Genomic DNA, 16,049 nt, shown 5'->3' on the forward strand with positions numbered 1-16,049 from the left:
AGGAGGTTTCCATGTCTTATGACTTTACGCCGTAAGCCGCCAGAAACAGCCCATGCCCCACATGGTGGGTCATGCCAAGCCAGATGGCCGCGGGTATCCAGATCAGAGGCGCGCCAATGGGAAAGACCGCAACAAACGCTGCAATACCCGCCAGAAGAACCGGGGAAGGAACGCCTGCAATCATGAGGCCAATCCCTGTCAGAACGCCCTGAATTATTGCCGTACCCAGTACCCCGTATACCGTTCCCCGAATTGTCCGACCGATGACATTGATGAGACGCGGGGTGGCACGAGGCCCAGCGATCCGGGCGATCAGCGTGGTAATGGTGAGACCCAGCGAATCGCCGTTCAGCCAGAGGAAAAATGCCACGAACAAAGCCATGACAAGCTCCACCAGACCACTGGCCAGCTTCATCAGGATGGCAAGCGTGTAGTGAGCGATCTGGCCAAAATAGGGACGCAGCATTTCCGTGGCCGCGCCAACATCATGGGTCAGATGGTGCCACCATTCGACCAGATGGGACCCTGCCAGCGGGATATGAGCCATCCAGGCTGGAGGTGGTCCGGCCGAGCCTGCCCTGAGAAGGAGCGTATCCAGAGTGCCAATCGTTTCCGGGATGTCACTGATTCCAGCAGATGTGAGAACCGACAGAGGAACGATAATGGTCACGGCACTGAGAAACATCATGCCCAATGCGGCAAGCGACGGCCGGATATGGCGTCTCAGCCATCGGTAGATGGGCCAACTGGAAAAAGTGAGGATAGCCGCCCAGAGGATGGCCGAAAGGAACGGCCAGAGGATGACGCCGCATCCATAGGCTATGCCAACAAGGACGAAGCCCAGAATGATCCGCTCTGTTGTCATGGCGCAGACTTCCGGGGGGGCAATGGCTTCAAGGCAGGGACCTGCATATTCATGGCTGAACAGTCTGCCATGCTCTGGCGTCCTGCGCATCCCTCGACCTATGGTAGAGGAATGACGAATTCACCGCTTCTTGCCGCACAGGACCTCCTTGCAGGGACAACGGCTTACGTTCCGCTGGATGCCAGCGTTCTCCTGCCCGGTCAGAACGGGAATCCGGACGCTGCGTTCCGTGAGGCCCATATTCCGGGTGCACGTCGATTCGACATTGATGTCTTTGCCGATCCGGAGAGCCGCCTTCCGCATACCGTTCCGGGTGCTGCCCGGTTTACGCGCCTGATGGGTGAGCTTGGTCTGACCGAAGACACGCCGATCGTCTTTTATGATGGAAAGGGATGTGTCGGAGCCTGTCGAGGCTGGTGGCTGGCGCGCCTGTTCGGGCACCGAAATGTCAGGATTCTGGATGGTGGTCTGGCTGGGTGGCGGGAAGCCGGTGGGGCTGTTGAGCAGGGGGACGCTGTGAGTGTTCAGCCTGCCCAATACAGAGCCCGCCCACGTTATGGACTGCTGGCAGGAAGCGGCGACATTTTGGAAGCATCCTCTCAGACGGTTGTTCTGGATGCTCGCAGTCATGGGCGTTTTACGGCGTCTGTTCCTGAGCCGAGACCGGGCGGGCGCGGCGGCCATATGGCGGGCGCTCTCAGCATGGACTGGACACGGCTTATCGACGAGCATGGTTACTTCCTGCCGCCGGAAACGCTTCGCTCCCTGTTCGCACCGGTTGCCGGGCGCCGGGTGATTACAAGCTGCGGGTCAGGACTGACAGCCGCAACACTTCTGGCTGGACTGGCAATCGCCGGGCTGCCGGATGGCGCACTTTATGATGGGTCGTGGGCAGAATGGGGAAGTGATCCGGATGCGCCGATTGTGACGGGAGAACAGGCATGAGCGATCTCGAAACACGCGTTAGCGCGGGCTGGAACCGCTTGGCATCAACTCTTGTACAGGGGGGGCGTGCAGAGGCCAGCGAGAGCGGAACGCTGGTGAACCTGCCTGTCTCGCGCGGTTCGACGGTCTTGTTTCCCACGCTTGAATCCATGAACCGGATGGATGGCCGCAGCCATGCCCACAAGGCGGTTTATGGCGCAATGGGAACACCGATTCAGCATGAACTTGAAGTGCTTCTGTCGGCGATTGAAGGTGGTACGCACACACAGGTTGTCAATTCCGGTCTGAGTGCCTGCACGACGCCGTTGCTGGCGTTTCTCGGGCAGGGCGACCATCTGCTTCTGCCCGATTCGGTCTATGGGCCAACGCGCCGCTTTGCTGACACCATGCTCAAACGTCTGGGCGTCAGCACAACGTACTATGCTCCGATGGCGACACGCGCAGAAATTGAAGCCCTGACCCGGCCTGAAACGCGCATCATTTTTGCTGAAAGCCCCGGCAGCCACACATTCGAAGTGCAGGACGTGCCAATGCTGGCGGATGTGGCCCATCAGGCAGGGGCGTTGCTATTCCTCGATAACACATGGGGAATCGGTGTTTTCCAGCCGTTCGAGCATGGGGTCGATGTGTCGATTCAGGCCCTGACGAAATATCCCGGGGGCCATTCGGACGTTATTATCGGCTCCATCACGGTCAATGATGAGGCGCATTGGAAGACCTTGCGGGATGCCTCCATCCAGCTTGGCCAGTGTGCCAGCCCGGATGACTGCTGGCTGACCCTGCGTGGTCTGCGAACCATGGGTGTGCGCCTCGCTCATCAGTCCCGTTCAGCACTTGAAATTGCTCAATGGCTAAAAACACGTCCGGAAGTGGCGCGCGTGCTGCATCCGGCTCTGGAAGACTGTCCGGGGCACGACATCTGGAAGCGTGATTTTACCGGTGCGTGCGGGCTGTTTGGCGTTGAGCTTCAGCCGAATATCAGTGTCGAGGGCGCGGAACGCATGATCGATAATCTGAGCATGTTCGGGATCGGGGCCTCCTGGGGAGGCTATGAAAGCCTTGTGCTGCCCACGACCGGACATGTTCGCCGCGTGACGGGAGAGGGTGGGCCAAAAGCGGCGACCTTCCGCCTGCATATCGGTCTGGAAAGCGTGGAGGATCTCAAGGCAGATCTGGCGCGCGGACTGGATGGTCTGGCAGGGGTGGATCAGTAATGCCAAGCAAGGAATGGATTATCTGGTGGGTCATGCTGGTGGGTTATACCGTCATGACTGCAACCCTGCTGTACGGTTTCTGGCTGTACGGAACGGCGATGTTCCATCAGATCAATTTCTGGATCACGCTGTTTATCATGGTCGCCATGATCCCGTCTTTTCGGGATCTGGGTCGACGGAAGAGTGGATCAACGCCGCCGAAACCCTAAGGCTTCGGCAACGTGATGGCGTTGAATCTGCTGCGTGCCTTCCAGATCCGCAATGGTTCGGGAAACACGCATCAGGCGTGTCAGTCCCCGATTGGAGAGGCGCATTTTCTCGGCGGCCTGTTCGGCCATGGAGCGAGCATCATTATCCATGACGAACAGGTCTGGTGAGACCTGAGCATTGCAAGCACCCTGCCGTTCGATCTGTCGTGCCCGCGCTTTTTCAACGCGGGCCCGAACCGTCGCACTGTCTTCACCACGTGGTGCCCGGCTGATTTCGACAGGCAAAAGCGGGTCAATCTGTACGCAGATATCCATGCGATCGAGCATGGGGCCTGAGATTTTGGCACTGTAATCCTCACCGCAGCGTGGCGCTTTGCGACAACTGCGTTCCGGGTCTCCCAGATAGCCGCACCGGCAGGGATTCATCGCGGCAATAAACTGGAAACGGGCCGGATAAGTCGTGTGCTGGGCCGCACGCGCAATGGAGATGGACCCCGTCTCAATAGGCTGACGCAGCGATTCCAGGCAGGAGCGGGAGAATTCGGGTAGTTCATCAAGAAACAGCACCCCGTTATGCGCCAAACTGACTTCACCGGGTCTCGCTTTCGCACCCCCACCAACCATGGCCGGGAGGCTCGCACTGTGATGCGGAGCACGATAAGGCGGCCGAACCGTCAGGCGTCCCTCTTTCAAAAGACCGGAGACACTATGAATACGGCTGGTTTCCAGCATTTCTTCCGTTGTGAGGTCCGGCAGAATACTTGGCAAACGACATGCCAGCATGGATTTTCCTGCGCCGGGCGGTCCACTCATGAGAACGGAATGTCCACCGGCGGCGGCAATCTCCAGAGCGCGTCGACCCAATGCCATACCTTTGACGTCTGCAAGGTCTGGCCCGTAATCGGGCGTGTAGCCCTGCGCCGGTGGAACAGGCGTCAGAACCTGTTCGCCTCGAAAATGGGAAACAAGCGCAAGCAATGTTTCTGGAGCCAGAATGTCATGATCGGGATTGCCCCAACGTGCTTCCGTACCCTGAAGCGAAGGACAGATCAGGCCTAGCCCCTCTGTCGCGGCACCCAGAGCGGCTGACAGAACACCGTTGATTGGATTAACACGCCCATCCAGAGACAATTCACCAACGGCGGCATAAGCAGACACGGCTTCGAACGGCAAAAGTCCCATCGCCACCAGCAGACCCAGGGCAATGGGAAGGTCAAAATGTGCGCCTTCCTTGATGAGGTCGGCGGGCACCAGATTGACCAGAATACGTTTGGGTGGAAGCGCGAGGCCCATCGCTGTCAGAGCGGCGCGAACGCGTTCGCGCGCTTCTCCAACAGATTTATCCGCCATGCCGACGACCAGAAACGCAGGCAAACCGGTAGAAACCTGAACTTCGACCGTGACCGGAACAGCTTCGATGCCTGAGAAGGCGTAGCTCTGGATACGGGCGAGAGTGGGGGTGGTCTTGGGAGGTGTGTTCTGGCCGGATGTCGTCATGGGACGAGATCGTAGCCAGAACATATTACTAGATGGTTAACGCTGGTAAATCAGGCGTGCACGGAGCGTACCATCCATAGCGCGCAGACCGTCCAGAAGCTGCTGATCCATGTCAGGGCCAGTCGATTCGGCCTCAACGACGACGTATCCGACTTCACCATCCGTTTGCAGATACTGTGCCGTCACATTGCAGTTCTCGGCTGCGAATAGCTCGTTGATCTGCCGCATGATGCCGGGACGGTTGGCATGAACGTGCATGAAACGCGTGCCACGTGGCCGCTCCGGAAGCTGTACGCTCGGAAAATTTACGGCACCAATGGTGGAGCCAACATCCGAATAGTCCACCAGCTTACGAGCGACTTCAACGCCAATCCGCTCCTGCGCTTCCATGGTGGAGCCGCCGATATGCGGGGTGAGAAGCACGTTTTCCAGACCCTGAAGCGGGGAAACAAAACGCTCGCCAGCAATCTTCGGCTCGACCGGGAAAACGTCCACACCTGCGCCCATGAGGTGGCCGTCCTTGAGAGCAGCAGCCAGCGCCTCCAGGTCCACGACATTACCGCGCGCGTTGTTGAGCAGGATGGAGTTGGGCTTCATTGCCCGGATTTCAGCTTCGCCAATCAGCAGATCCGTGTCCGGTGTTTGCGGAACATGGAGCGTCACGACATCCGACTGAGCCAGAAGATCTTTCAGCGTGGCAACAGCAACTGCATTGCCATGGGGAAGGCGTGGCATGATATCGTAGTACAGGACGCGCATACCGAAGGCTTCGGCCAGAACGGAAAGCTGCGAGCCGATTGAGCCGTAACCGACAATACCCAGCGTCTTGCCACGAACTTCCCATGCATTGATGGCGGATTTGTCCCAGCCGCCCTGATGGCACTGTTCAGAACGGGACGGAATACGGCGCATCAGCATGACCACTTCGCCCATCACCAGCTCGGCGACAGAACGTGTGTTGCTGTACGGGGCATTGAAGACGGGAATACCCGCCATCCGTGCTGCCGTCAGATCGACCTGATTTGTTCCGATACAGAAGCAGCCAATTGCCATCAGGCGGTCAGCGGACTCGATGACCTCCTGTGTGAGCTGCGTCCGGCTGCGGATCCCCACCATGTGCACGCCTTGAAGCGCTTCCTTGAGAGCATCGCCTTCAAGGGCGCCTTTCAGGCGTGTGACCTCTGCATAACCCTGCACATTGAAATGCTCGACAGCACTCTCATGGATGCCTTCAAGCAGGAGAATGCGGATCTTGTTTTTGGGGAGAGAGAATTGCGCGTCCATATTTCCATCCCGGTCCTGAACCGGAAGGCTCCGGCTCTCATTCCAACCTGTCCCGGCCCATGATCACCGGGGCGTCATGCCTAACGCATCGTTCACAAATGGGAAAGGTGGCTCACGATCTCTGGAAGCAGGGCAGGGTTGCCGCAGGCCAGAACCGTTCCATCGCTATCAAGGCTGAGGGGCTGGCCCTGCCAGTCGGTGATGCTACCGCCCGCGCCCTCGATAACGGGCACCAGAGCGCCCCAGTCCCAAGGGTTCATCGTGCATTCTGCAATCACGTCAATCTGGCCGAGTGCCAGCAGTCCATAGGCGTAGCAATCCCCTCCCCATGAGGTTCGCCGAACATGTTTTTGAAGGTTGGCAAAACGGGGTGTATGGGCAGGCGTCATGATTTCCGGCGAGGTGCAGGATAACTCGGATTCTTTCAAGCTTGGGCAAAGACGTGTTCCGATCGTGCCGGGCAAGCGGTCCGAAACGAAGCGTGTTTTCTGCCCCACAGCACCAATCCATCGTTCCCCGGTCAGTGGCTGGTCAATCAGACCCAACACCGGACGGCCTTGATGAAAAAGAGAAATCAGGGTGCCGAAGGTTGGGCGCCCCGTCAGAAATGCGCGTGTTCCGTCGATGGGGTCCAGAACCCAGAGCCAGTCGCTTTCATGCCCGCTCATGCCGCTTTCTTCGCCAAGAATGGCATGGTCCGGAAGAGCGTCTTCCAGAATAGCGCGCATGACTTTTTCGGCAGTACGATCGGCCACGGTGACAGGGCTGTCATCGGATTTCGCATCCGCCTGCAAGGAGGTGCGGAAATGAGGGATGACCGTCCTGCGGGTGGCATTGGCACAGGCTTCGGCGACGGCAAACGCCTTGTTCAGAACTGTTTCGATCATATTTTCCTTCAATTTCCGTCAGAAAGCCGTGTGTGAGATTGACGCCCGATCAGGCGGGCGGCATCAGAAGGACCATGCGCCCGATCATTATCATTCCTTCCAGACTTGCCTCGACCCGTCTTCCGCGCAAGCCCCTTGCGGATATTGGCGGTCTTCCCATGATTGTCCGTGTTGCGAAACGGGCTCTTGAAGCAAAAATCGGAACAGTGGTGGTCGCAGCCGGGGATCAGGACATTCTTGATGCGATCAGTGGGCTGGAAGGCGTGCAAGGCGTTTTGACCGACTCGTCGCTGGCCAGTGGTTCGGACCGTGTTCATGCTGCCCTTCAGCAGGTTGATCCCGCTGGCGAACATGATGTGGTTATCAACCTTCAGGGCGACTTGCCGCTTATTGAGCCTGCCAGTCTGGCAGCAGTTCTTGAGCCTCTGAAACAAGACAGCTTCGACATCGGAACGCTTGCAGCTCCTGTCCAAAGCGAATGGGAGCGAAATGCCGAACAGGTGGTAAAGATCGCCTGTGACTTCGGGGAGCGTTCTGTCGCGCGAGCGCTTTATTTTTCACGCCTGCCGATCCCATGGGGCGCTGGTCCGCACTGGCATCATGTTGGAGTCTACGCATGGCGTCGGGAGGCACTTGAGCGCTTTGTTTCCCTACAGCCTTCTGCACTTGAACGCCGGGAGAGCCTGGAGCAGCTTCGGGCGCTGGAAGCCGGGATGACCATTGGATGTGCACGTATTGAACACGCGCCTCAGGGTGTTGATACGCCTGAAGATCTGGAACGAGTGAGGAAGTTGGTCTGATGCCGGTCATTGCTTTTCAGGGGCGGCCTGGCGCCTATTCGGATCTCACATGCCGTCAGGCCCGTCCGGGCTGGACAACTCTGCCATGCGCAAGTTTTGCAGCTGCGATTGAGGCTGTTCATGATGGCCGCGCGGATGAAGCACTTCTGGCCTGTGAAAATTCCCTTGCAGGGCGCGTACCGGATATTCATTCCCTTTTGCCGGAGGCGGGCCTGCACATCGTAGGGGAGCATTTTCAGCGTGTTGAGCATTGCCTTCTGGGGGTGCCAGGCACTGAAATCTCCGATATCAGGCGTCTGCATACCCATCCGGTAGCCTTGGGGCAGGTTCGCAAGCTCATTCGTGAGTTGAACCTTGAAGCCGTGCCGGAGTTCGACACCGCCGGAGCTGCGGAACTGGTGGCAAAATGGGGGCGTAAAGAGGATGCTGCCATCGCGTCTTCTCTTGCTGGCGAACTGAATGGCCTGACGGTTCTGCGGCGGAATGTGGAAGATGCCGCCCATAATACGACGCGGTTTTACCGTGTAGCACCTGCACCGGACTTTCCTGATGTCAGCCGGAGCGATACGTTGACCACGCTCCTGATGCGAGTTGGAAACACGGCTGGTTCGCTTTACGCGGCATTGGGTGGATTTTCGCGGCATGGTATAAACATGACCCGGATTGAGAGCTACATGCTGAACGGTTCTTTCACGGCGACGCAGTTCCTGATGGATGTCGAAGGGCATCCGGAGCAGCCTGCGCTTGCAGCCGCTTTGAAAGAACTGGAGCAGGTCAGTGATAACTTGAAGATTTTGGGTGCATACCCACGCAGTCTTGCCCGTTCCGGCATATGACGTTGACGGATCGGATGAGCAGGATGGAACGCATGATGAGCAGAGGCGAGACGATGGTGGAGACGGGCATGTATCGGGGGTCGCTGACGGCTCTGGTTACTCCGATGGATACGGATGGACGTATCGATTTCGGTGTGGCGACAAAGCTTATCGAGCGCCAGATCAAAGCCGGTACCAGTGGTCTCGTTCCGGCTGGCACTACCGGAGAAAGTCCGACCCTGTCTCATGAAGAGCATGGCAGGATTATTGCGCACTGTGTCGAGACATCGAATGGGCGTGTACCTGTCATGGCAGGGGCAGGTTCAAACAGCACATCTGAAGCTGTTCAGATGGCGAAGCATGCTCATTCTGTCGGTGCAGACAGCCTGCTGGTCGTTGTGCCGTATTATAATAAGCCGACACAGGAAGGTCTCTATCGTCATTTCATGACGATAGCGGACGCGACGCCGCTGCCGATGTATCTATATTGCATTCCAGGCCGTTCAGTTGTGGATATTACCCCTGAAACGTTGGGGCGTCTGGGTCAGCATCCGAATATCGTGGGTGTGAAAGATGCCACCGCCAATATGGCGCGCCCGATTGCTGTGCGGCGTCATGTGAAGAAGCCGCTGAATCAGCTTTCCGGTGATGACAATACGGTTGTTTCGTTCCTTGCTGCTGGTGGTGATGGCTGCATCGGCGTGACGTCCAATGTCGTGCCGGATCTGTGCGCACAGATGCATGCGGCCTGGAATGAGGGGCGCGTGCAGGACGCGATCGCTCTTCAGGATCAGCTGTCTCCGTTGCATGACGCGATGTTCATGGAAAGCAACCCTGGGCCGGTCAAATACGCTATGTCCCGACTGGGTCTCTGTACTGCCACTCTGCGTCTGCCGCTGGTTGAGCCTCAGGATGCAACGCGTAAGGCGATTGATGCGGCCTTGCGTTCTCTCGATTTATTGGACTGATATTTCTAGATGGCCGGAAAAAAAGAGAAGAGCGGCATGATCTCTCATGGGATCGTCGCTCAGAACCGTAAAGGCCGGTTCGATTATACGATTCTTGAAACTACGGAAGCGGGTATCGTTCTGAAAGGTCCAGAGGTAAAAAGCCTCCGGCTGGGGCGTTCGACCATCACAGAAGCCTACGCGGCAGAGCGTGATGGAGAAATCTGGCTCTTCAATGCCTATATTCCTGAATATCAGGGCGGTGTTCTGTCTCGCTTTGAGCCTCGTGCGCCTCGTAAACTTCTGATGCACAAGAAGCAGATTGCTCATTATCTATCAGCTGTAACGCGTGCGGGCGCTTCTCTCGTGCCTCTGGATATTCATTTTAACGATCGTGGCGTCGCGAAAGTAACGATCGGATTAGGGCAGGGTCGCAAGAAAGAGGACAAGCGTCACGCGATTGCAGAGCGCGACTGGCAGCGTGACAAGGCGCGCCTGATCCGCAGCAAGGGCAGGGATTATTAAATTTTCGGCAGCGCCAGTTTTTTTGAAACGCTAGCCAAATTACTTCTCTGTCTCGCTAAACAGCATATCAGACAGAAACAAAAAAACCGCTGTGGACTAGGTCCACAGCGGTTTTTCTATTCGTTCAGCAAAGCGCTGAAGCGAGATCAGTCAGCGCTGATGACAGCAGCTTCCGGACCCTTCTGACCCTGAACAACCTTGACGTTGATCGTCTGGCCTTCATCGAGGGTCGCAAGCTGGGAACGCTCAAGAGCGGAAGCGTGAACGAAGATGTCCTTGCCGCCGGAATCAGGCGTAATGAAGCCGAAGCCCTTCGTGGAGTTGTACCACTTCACGGTGCCGCGGATGTCCTGTGCGTCGGACAGGTCAGGAGCCGGACGGCCCGGACGAGCGGACGGACCACCAAAGCGTGGCTGCTGCGGAGCTCCGAACTGAGCGCGCGGACGCGGTGCTTCAGCCGTGCTTTCGTCAACGGAAAGAACTTCCGCAACCTGGCGACCCTTCGGACCCTGACCGATGCGAACAACAACGGTTGCGCCCGGATTGACGCTGCTTACGCCAGCGTTGCCAAGAGCGTTGGCGTGCAGGAATACGTCGCCAGAGCCGTCAGCCAGTTCCACGAAGCCGAAGCCCTTCTCCGTGTTGAACCACTTAACGCGGGAGCTGATTTCTGGGCCGGATGCTGTGACGAAGCTGCTGCCTGCACCGCCACCGCGACGAGGGGCGCCAAAGCCGCCGCCACCGCCACCGAAGCCACCACGGTCACCATAGGACGGCTGGGACGAATAGTCCCCGTCAAACCCGCCGCGGCGAGGTGAGTTAAAGCTGCGGTCGGTTCTGTTGTTTCTCAACGGTCTAATCCCGAGACTGGGGCGCCACAGAGGGGGTCAATTCCCTGCCGTGACGTATTTCAAAAAAGGTGAGTTCAGCGCCAGCGCGTTCCTCTGAGAGAATCACTAGCATGGTTTTTTGCTCGGCTGCCACAACGAAAGTGAGAGAAGCGCCCAACTCGCGTGGATTTTAAGATTGTCACGAGCGCTGGAAGGCTTTGCTTCATAGCCCGGAGATGACATACAACGCATTATAAATGCCCCAGATCCTGATCGTTCGTGAGAACAGAGGTGCCTATGCAGACCCGACTGACTCTTTCCCTCGGGGCAACAGCCCTGCTTGCACTGGCCTCTTCGTCCGCCATGGCGACCCCCCTTCAGGACCCCTACGGGACCTGGACGATCCAGGGGGAAAACGATGCAGTTTCAACGCTTAAGGGAACGTCGGACCAGTATTACACATCGGGTCTGCGTATCAACTGGACGTCGGGTACGGACAATCTGCCGCTTCCGTTTGCGAATCTGAACCACTTCCTGATGGGCAATGGGCAGCAGCGGATCAGTATCGGATTGCAGCAGCTGATCATGACGCCTCGTGAAACCCAGATGGCCCAACCGCCGCAGGGTGATCGTCCGTATGCAGGTCTTCTGCTGGGAACCATTAATCTTATTAATGATACGGATCTGTCCCGTACGGTCATGGGAATCCAGTTTGGTGTCATGGGACCTGCAGGTCTGGGGCGCCAGGTTCAGAACGGCTTCCACAATTTGATCAGTGATACGCCTAACAAAGGCTGGAGCCATCAGTTGGCCAATCAGCCAATCATGCAGATTCAGGCAGGACGTATCTGGCGTCTGCCAATCGTGAACATCTATGGCGTTGGGATGGACGTTCTGCCTGCGGTTTCTGGCGCAGCCGGTGACTATCGTACTTATGCTGATGCAGCCGCGACCTTCCGTATTGGTCAGGGTTTGAACAGCGATTTTGGAAACTCGACAATTGGCCCGGGAACGGATGGAACAGATGCTTTCCGTGCTACTCGCCCGCTGGCATGGTATTTCTACGGTGGTGTCGAAGGACAGGCCGTAGGGTATGACTCCAGTCTTCAGGGCAGCACAGTCCGTGCAAATGCCCCTCATGTCGATAAGGTCTGGGATGTAGGTGAAATTCACGCCGGTGTGGCTGTGATGTGGCACGGTGTGCGACTGTCTTACAGCCAGAACTGGCAGACTGCCCAATTTAAGACCCAGAAGGCTGGATTGTTCAACTACGGATCATTGAAGCTGTCTGTAAAGTTCTGATCTGGGTTGAATTGTTTTGAAACCCCGGTTCTCCAAGGTTTTTTTATGCGGATCGGGAAAGGGGCTGGGTTTGGTCCAGAACGGGTGATCCTAACAGGTATCCCTGGACCTCCTCGCAACCGTAGGCGTCCAGGAACGCCATCTGGTACTCGGTTTCTACGCCCTTTGCGCAGGTCGTGATGTTCAGGGCGCGCGCCAAGGCCAGAACGGCAGACATAACTTCGTTGGCACGATCGTTTTCGCCCAGACCTTTTATGAAACCTCTATCCAGCTTGACCTGATCCAGCGGATAAAAACGCAGACGTTCCAGAGAAGAGTGTCCTGAACCAAAATCATCCAGAGCAAGGCGTACGCCTAACGCCCGAACGCGGGCCAGCTCACGGAATGTAATGTCTTCCGGACCAAAAAAGCGAGATTCTGACATTTCTATCTGAAGGCGGCTGGGAGCGAGGCCCGTTTCCTGCAGGATTTCTGCAACGAGTTTCGAGAGCCTTTCGCTTGCAAGCCAGACAGGAGAAATATTGACGCAGACCCGATAGGGCTTTTCCCATTGGGATGCCGCCTTGCACGCGTGCCGAAGGCTCCAGGTATCCAGGGCTTCAACCATGCCGGCTTCTTCAGCGCATCGAATGAAAAGCTCTGGCGAAACTTCACCATGTCTCGGCCTGTTCCACCGGAGCAGGGCTTCATGGGCGACTACTTTTTGGGAAGCCGTATCGACGATTGGCATCCACTTCAGAAAGAGGGCATTCTTTTCAGCAGCTTGTGCGAGATCCTGCTCAAGGCTGGAAGACAGGAGATGGAGTTCGGTCTTTTCTGTTGATGCGCGTCTTTCATGTCCGCCACCTGCTCTCTGCGCTTCAACCAATGCGGCTTTGGCGCCGGTTAGCAGATCGTCAACGGACTTTCCATTGTCCGGAAACATGCTCCAGCCGACGGAAAGAGAAAAAGGAAGTGACATTTCAGCAAGATAGATTGGGGTGTCGGATGTATGCAGGATTGACGTCATTAGGGATCTCGTCGTGACGACCGTGTGCCCCGGTGGTGTCAGAACGACAAAATTACCTCCTCCCATGCTGCCAAAAAAGCTTCTTGGAGGCAGAAGAATATCAACACGCCGGATAATCTCCTCCAGCATCTGATCCGCGATATCCCAGCCGTACCGTTCATTAATGAATGAGAGGTGATCGAGATTGAACCAGATCAGCCCGAAGTTTGCGCGCTTTGTAAGATTTTTTGTGCGATCAATATGGGACTGGATGGCTTCCAGAGTTTGGAGCCGATTAGGCATGGCGAAGGGCGAGTTCTCTACAGGACCTCTTATCAGTTCAGCCATGTCTTCAAGGGCAGTATCGTTGGACGCGTGGAATTTGGTCTCATCGTGCGCGAAGGCCAGAAGGACTGTGGCGGATGCCTGCTGCTGAGGCGCAGATTTGCCAATGACTATACCACGGAGGCTGTGACCACTTTCGGTTTTGAATTTTACGACTGAAGAAGACTGAAGCAGGTCGGAAATCGGGAGGTTCCGGATATGATCTGCAAAAGATGGACCTATATGCGAAATCTCGACAGACGACGCTGCAGTAGAAATACTATAGACGGCTGCTGCTGAAGCCCCAGTAATGGCAAGGGCAACTCTGAGAATGGGTTGATAACTGGCAGGTATGTTTCCTGTCGGGAGAGAGGCTGCATGCCGATCTGTGCCAGTTAACGTCATACTTAGTGCCCAGTATTCTTAAGTCGTTGTAACCATCTGAAGTAGAAAAAGTTCCTTCTTCAGATGTTCGAATTACACACTTATCTTTAACGATCTTCTAACCCGAGATCAAAAGTCGGTCTGGTTCATGGCGATTAAAAAGCATTAGGAGTGTACGAAGCGCTACTCCCCGCTTTCCTTCAAGGTGGGGGTTCCGGTCCAGTTCCCGTTCGGAATCCTGTTGCATGGCCGTCACCAGAAGGGACAGGCGCAGACCTTGAGCCAGGCGAAAGCCAGGCAGGCCGGACTGGCGATTTCCTGCGAGATCTCCACCGCCGCGAATCCGGTAATCTTCGTCAGCAATCATAAATCCATCGTTTGTGTCGCGTAAAAGGGTCAGGCGTTTGACGGCAGTTGGCGTGGCCATTCCATCATGGAGCAACAGGCAGAACGATTTTTTGGCCCCCCTTCCGACGCGCCCGCGCAACTGGTGAAGCTGAGCCAACCCAAATCGTTCGGCCTGTTCGATCACCATGACGGAGGCATTCGGGATGTCCACACCCACTTCGATTACAGTGGTTGCAACCAAAATACGGGTTTTTCCCAGGCGGAAAGCTTCAAGAGCGGCCTGGCGGATTGCGATATCCTGTTTGCCATGCGCTAGCCCGACGATACCGGGAAAGCGTTCGCTCAACATGGCCCAGCGCTCTTCGGCGGCAGCGGCGGATTGGGTTTCGCTGTTCTCAATCAACGGGCAGACCCAGAAAACCTGTACATTATCTGCAATCGCACGGGAGATGGCAGTGAGAATTTCCGGCATTGCTTCCATACTGTGCAGCGTTGTGCGGATTGGCTGACGTCCTGCTGGTTTTGAATCCAGACGACTGACGCTCATTTCGCCCCATTCCATCAACTGGAGTGTTCGGGGAATAGGCGTAGCCGTCATGACCAGAATGTCTGTGGCCTCGCCCTTGGCGCTGAGGTTCATCCGCTGTTCAACGCCAAACCGATGCTGCTCGTCGATGACTGCCAGCCCGAGATCCGCGAAAATGACGCCGTCCTGAAAAAGAGCGTGTGTCCCGATAACGATTTTGGCCGTTCCATCGGCGATTGCGCCCAGCGTTTCCCGGCGTGCTGCACCCTTGATGGTCCCGCTCAGATACACGCATTCGGTCGGACAAAGGCGGGAAAGCGTCTCGAAATGCTGTCGTGCCAGAATTTCCGTTGGAGCCATAAGCGCAGCCTGAGCGCCTGATTCCACGGCCTGAAGCATGGCATTCATGGCGACGAATGTCTTACCCGCTCCCACATCGCCTTGAAGAAGGCGCATCATGGGCGTGGGCGACGCCATGTCTTTCAGGATTTCCGCGATGGCACGTGATTGTGCCTCCGTGGGGGGGTAACCAAAGCGACGGCTGAGTTCGGCGCGGAGTGTGCCATCTCCCGGCATGCTTCGGCCCGACCGGCTACGGGCTTTGAGGCGTGCGAGGCCAAAACAGAGCTGGTCAGCTAGAAGTTCGTCGGCTGCAAGCCGGGTCAACGCTCTCTCACGCAGAGGTGCCCATTCCACCTCAGCAGGACTGTTTTCCGGCGCCTGTATGAGCCTGAGGGCCTGTGAAAAGGACAGCCAACGTCGTTTGTGAACAAGAGCCGGGTCTTGCCATTCGGTAAAATCGGGCAGGAGGGCAAGAGCAGCCTTCATGGCCTTGCGCACCGTGTAGGGAAACAGGCCAGCCGTCAGGGGCCAGACGGGCTCAAGTCGAGGAAAACTATCCCGCTTACTCCAGCTTGTAACGTGATCCGGCTGCGGCATGGTCAGTTCGCCCTGAAACCGGCTGGTTTTGCCGGACACAAGAAGTTCCGCACCGACAGTCGGAGCTGGCATATTCTTCTGCTGGAAGAAGACCAGATCCAGCCGTCCCGTATCGTCTTCCGTGCGGATGACGGAGGGCTGTCCGGGGCGTGCAGCTTTGCGCATCGAAACGACACGGACACGTGTTGTCAGGATTTCTCCGGGCGCGAGATTGTGTCCGGCGGCAACTGTGCGCAGAATACGACGATCAACGATCCGCTCGGGAAGAGTGAACAGCAGGTCCAGGACGCGCCGTCCGCCTGCGATCTTTTCCAGCAGACTGGCGTGTCGCGGCCCGATACCGGGCAGGGACGTCAGGGGTGCAAAGAGCGGGGCAAGAAGATCTGGAGACGGCTGTTCGGACTGCATTGCAACGGGCGC

General features: G+C 56.9%; 15 protein-coding genes. 8 read left to right on the forward strand and 7 right to left on the reverse strand.

Annotation, left to right across the window (positions count from 1 at the left end; translation table 11 throughout):
- Nucleotides 1–16: 16 nt before the first annotated feature.
- Nucleotides 17–955 (reverse strand): AI-2E family transporter, encoded by a 939-nt coding sequence (locus tag AC3B6F_RS01290; RefSeq protein ID WP_489823135.1) that lies wholly within the window; start codon nt 953–955, stop codon nt 17–19.
- Between AC3B6F_RS01290 and AC3B6F_RS01295 the strand changes: the two genes are divergently transcribed.
- The 3 genes from AC3B6F_RS01295 to AC3B6F_RS01305 are packed head-to-tail and all read left to right on the forward strand — an operon-like array spanning nt 917 to nt 3,233.
- A complete protein-coding gene (locus tag AC3B6F_RS01295; protein ID WP_489823136.1) occupies nt 917–1,810 on the forward strand; it encodes a sulfurtransferase in 894 nt (297 codons plus the stop codon). The two genes, AC3B6F_RS01290 and AC3B6F_RS01295, sit on opposite strands and share 39 nt — an antisense overlap.
- Nucleotides 1,807–3,024, forward strand: coding sequence for a cystathionine beta-lyase (metC, locus tag AC3B6F_RS01300; RefSeq protein ID WP_489823137.1), 1,218 nt, complete (start codon nt 1,807–1,809; stop codon nt 3,022–3,024). Before AC3B6F_RS01295 ends, metC begins: the two co-directional genes overlap by 4 nt.
- Nucleotides 3,024–3,233 carry a hypothetical protein gene (locus tag AC3B6F_RS01305; RefSeq protein WP_415514554.1) on the forward strand — a complete coding sequence of 70 codons (210 nt, stop codon included), beginning with the start codon at nt 3,024–3,026 and terminating at the stop codon, nt 3,231–3,233. The genes metC and AC3B6F_RS01305 overlap by 1 nt, the downstream gene beginning before the upstream one ends.
- Here AC3B6F_RS01305 and AC3B6F_RS01310 read toward each other — a convergent pair.
- From AC3B6F_RS01310 to AC3B6F_RS01320, 3 genes are all read right to left on the reverse strand, one after another.
- Entirely contained in the window at nt 3,213–4,730 is a 1,518-nt protein-coding gene (locus AC3B6F_RS01310) for a YifB family Mg chelatase-like AAA ATPase (RefSeq protein ID WP_489823139.1), read from the reverse strand. The two genes, AC3B6F_RS01305 and AC3B6F_RS01310, sit on opposite strands and share 21 nt — an antisense overlap.
- Before the next feature lie 36 nt (nt 4,731–4,766).
- The gene (gene serA / locus AC3B6F_RS01315) at nt 4,767–6,014 is read right to left on the reverse strand and encodes a phosphoglycerate dehydrogenase (protein WP_426066215.1); all 1,248 of its coding nucleotides are present in this window, start codon (nt 6,012–6,014) and stop codon (nt 4,767–4,769) included.
- 92 nt (nt 6,015–6,106) lie between these two features.
- A complete protein-coding gene (locus tag AC3B6F_RS01320) occupies nt 6,107–6,901 on the reverse strand; it encodes an inositol monophosphatase family protein (protein ID WP_426066214.1) in 795 nt (264 codons plus the stop codon).
- A 74-nt stretch (nt 6,902–6,975) separates the two neighbouring features.
- Here AC3B6F_RS01320 and AC3B6F_RS01325 point away from each other — a divergent pair, with 74 nt between their 5' ends.
- The 4 genes from AC3B6F_RS01325 to smpB are packed head-to-tail and all read left to right on the forward strand — an operon-like array spanning nt 6,976 to nt 9,988.
- Nucleotides 6,976–7,701: a 3-deoxy-manno-octulosonate cytidylyltransferase gene (locus tag AC3B6F_RS01325; protein ID WP_023942671.1), complete on the forward strand. Its 726-nt coding sequence runs from the start codon at nt 6,976–6,978 to the stop codon at nt 7,699–7,701.
- Complete coding sequence (locus AC3B6F_RS01330) at nt 7,701–8,537, forward strand: prephenate dehydratase (RefSeq protein WP_023942669.1); 837 nt, start codon at nt 7,701–7,703, stop codon at nt 8,535–8,537. The genes AC3B6F_RS01325 and AC3B6F_RS01330 overlap by 1 nt, the downstream gene beginning before the upstream one ends.
- Before the next feature lie 23 nt (nt 8,538–8,560).
- The gene (gene dapA, locus AC3B6F_RS01335; RefSeq protein ID WP_489823205.1) at nt 8,561–9,484 is read left to right on the forward strand and encodes a 4-hydroxy-tetrahydrodipicolinate synthase; all 924 of its coding nucleotides are present in this window, start codon (nt 8,561–8,563) and stop codon (nt 9,482–9,484) included.
- A gap of 9 nt (nt 9,485–9,493) precedes the next feature.
- On the forward strand, nt 9,494–9,988 hold the full coding sequence (gene smpB, locus AC3B6F_RS01340; RefSeq protein WP_010501467.1) for an SsrA-binding protein SmpB: 495 nt from the start codon (nt 9,494–9,496) through the stop codon (nt 9,986–9,988).
- Between the two features lie 146 nt (nt 9,989–10,134).
- On the opposite strand, the gene AC3B6F_RS01345 is transcribed toward smpB, so the two are convergent.
- A complete protein-coding gene (locus AC3B6F_RS01345; RefSeq protein WP_023942665.1) occupies nt 10,135–10,839 on the reverse strand; it encodes a cold-shock protein in 705 nt (234 codons plus the stop codon).
- 276 nt (nt 10,840–11,115) lie between these two features.
- Between AC3B6F_RS01345 and AC3B6F_RS01350 the strand changes: the two genes are divergently transcribed.
- A complete protein-coding gene (locus AC3B6F_RS01350; RefSeq protein WP_023942663.1) occupies nt 11,116–12,120 on the forward strand; it encodes a lipid A deacylase LpxR family protein in 1,005 nt (334 codons plus the stop codon).
- 43 nt (nt 12,121–12,163) lie between these two features.
- Here AC3B6F_RS01350 and AC3B6F_RS01355 read toward each other — a convergent pair whose 3' ends face one another.
- Both AC3B6F_RS01355 and recG read right to left on the reverse strand, forming a co-directional pair.
- Complete coding sequence (locus tag AC3B6F_RS01355) at nt 12,164–13,837, reverse strand: putative bifunctional diguanylate cyclase/phosphodiesterase (protein WP_023942661.1); 1,674 nt, start codon at nt 13,835–13,837, stop codon at nt 12,164–12,166.
- Between the two features lie 97 nt (nt 13,838–13,934).
- A complete protein-coding gene (gene recG / locus AC3B6F_RS01360) occupies nt 13,935–16,037 on the reverse strand; it encodes an ATP-dependent DNA helicase RecG (protein ID WP_489823143.1) in 2,103 nt (700 codons plus the stop codon).
- Nucleotides 16,038–16,049 lie beyond the last annotated feature (12 nt).

Source organism: Gluconobacter sp. ESL1110 (genome assembly GCF_058107395.1).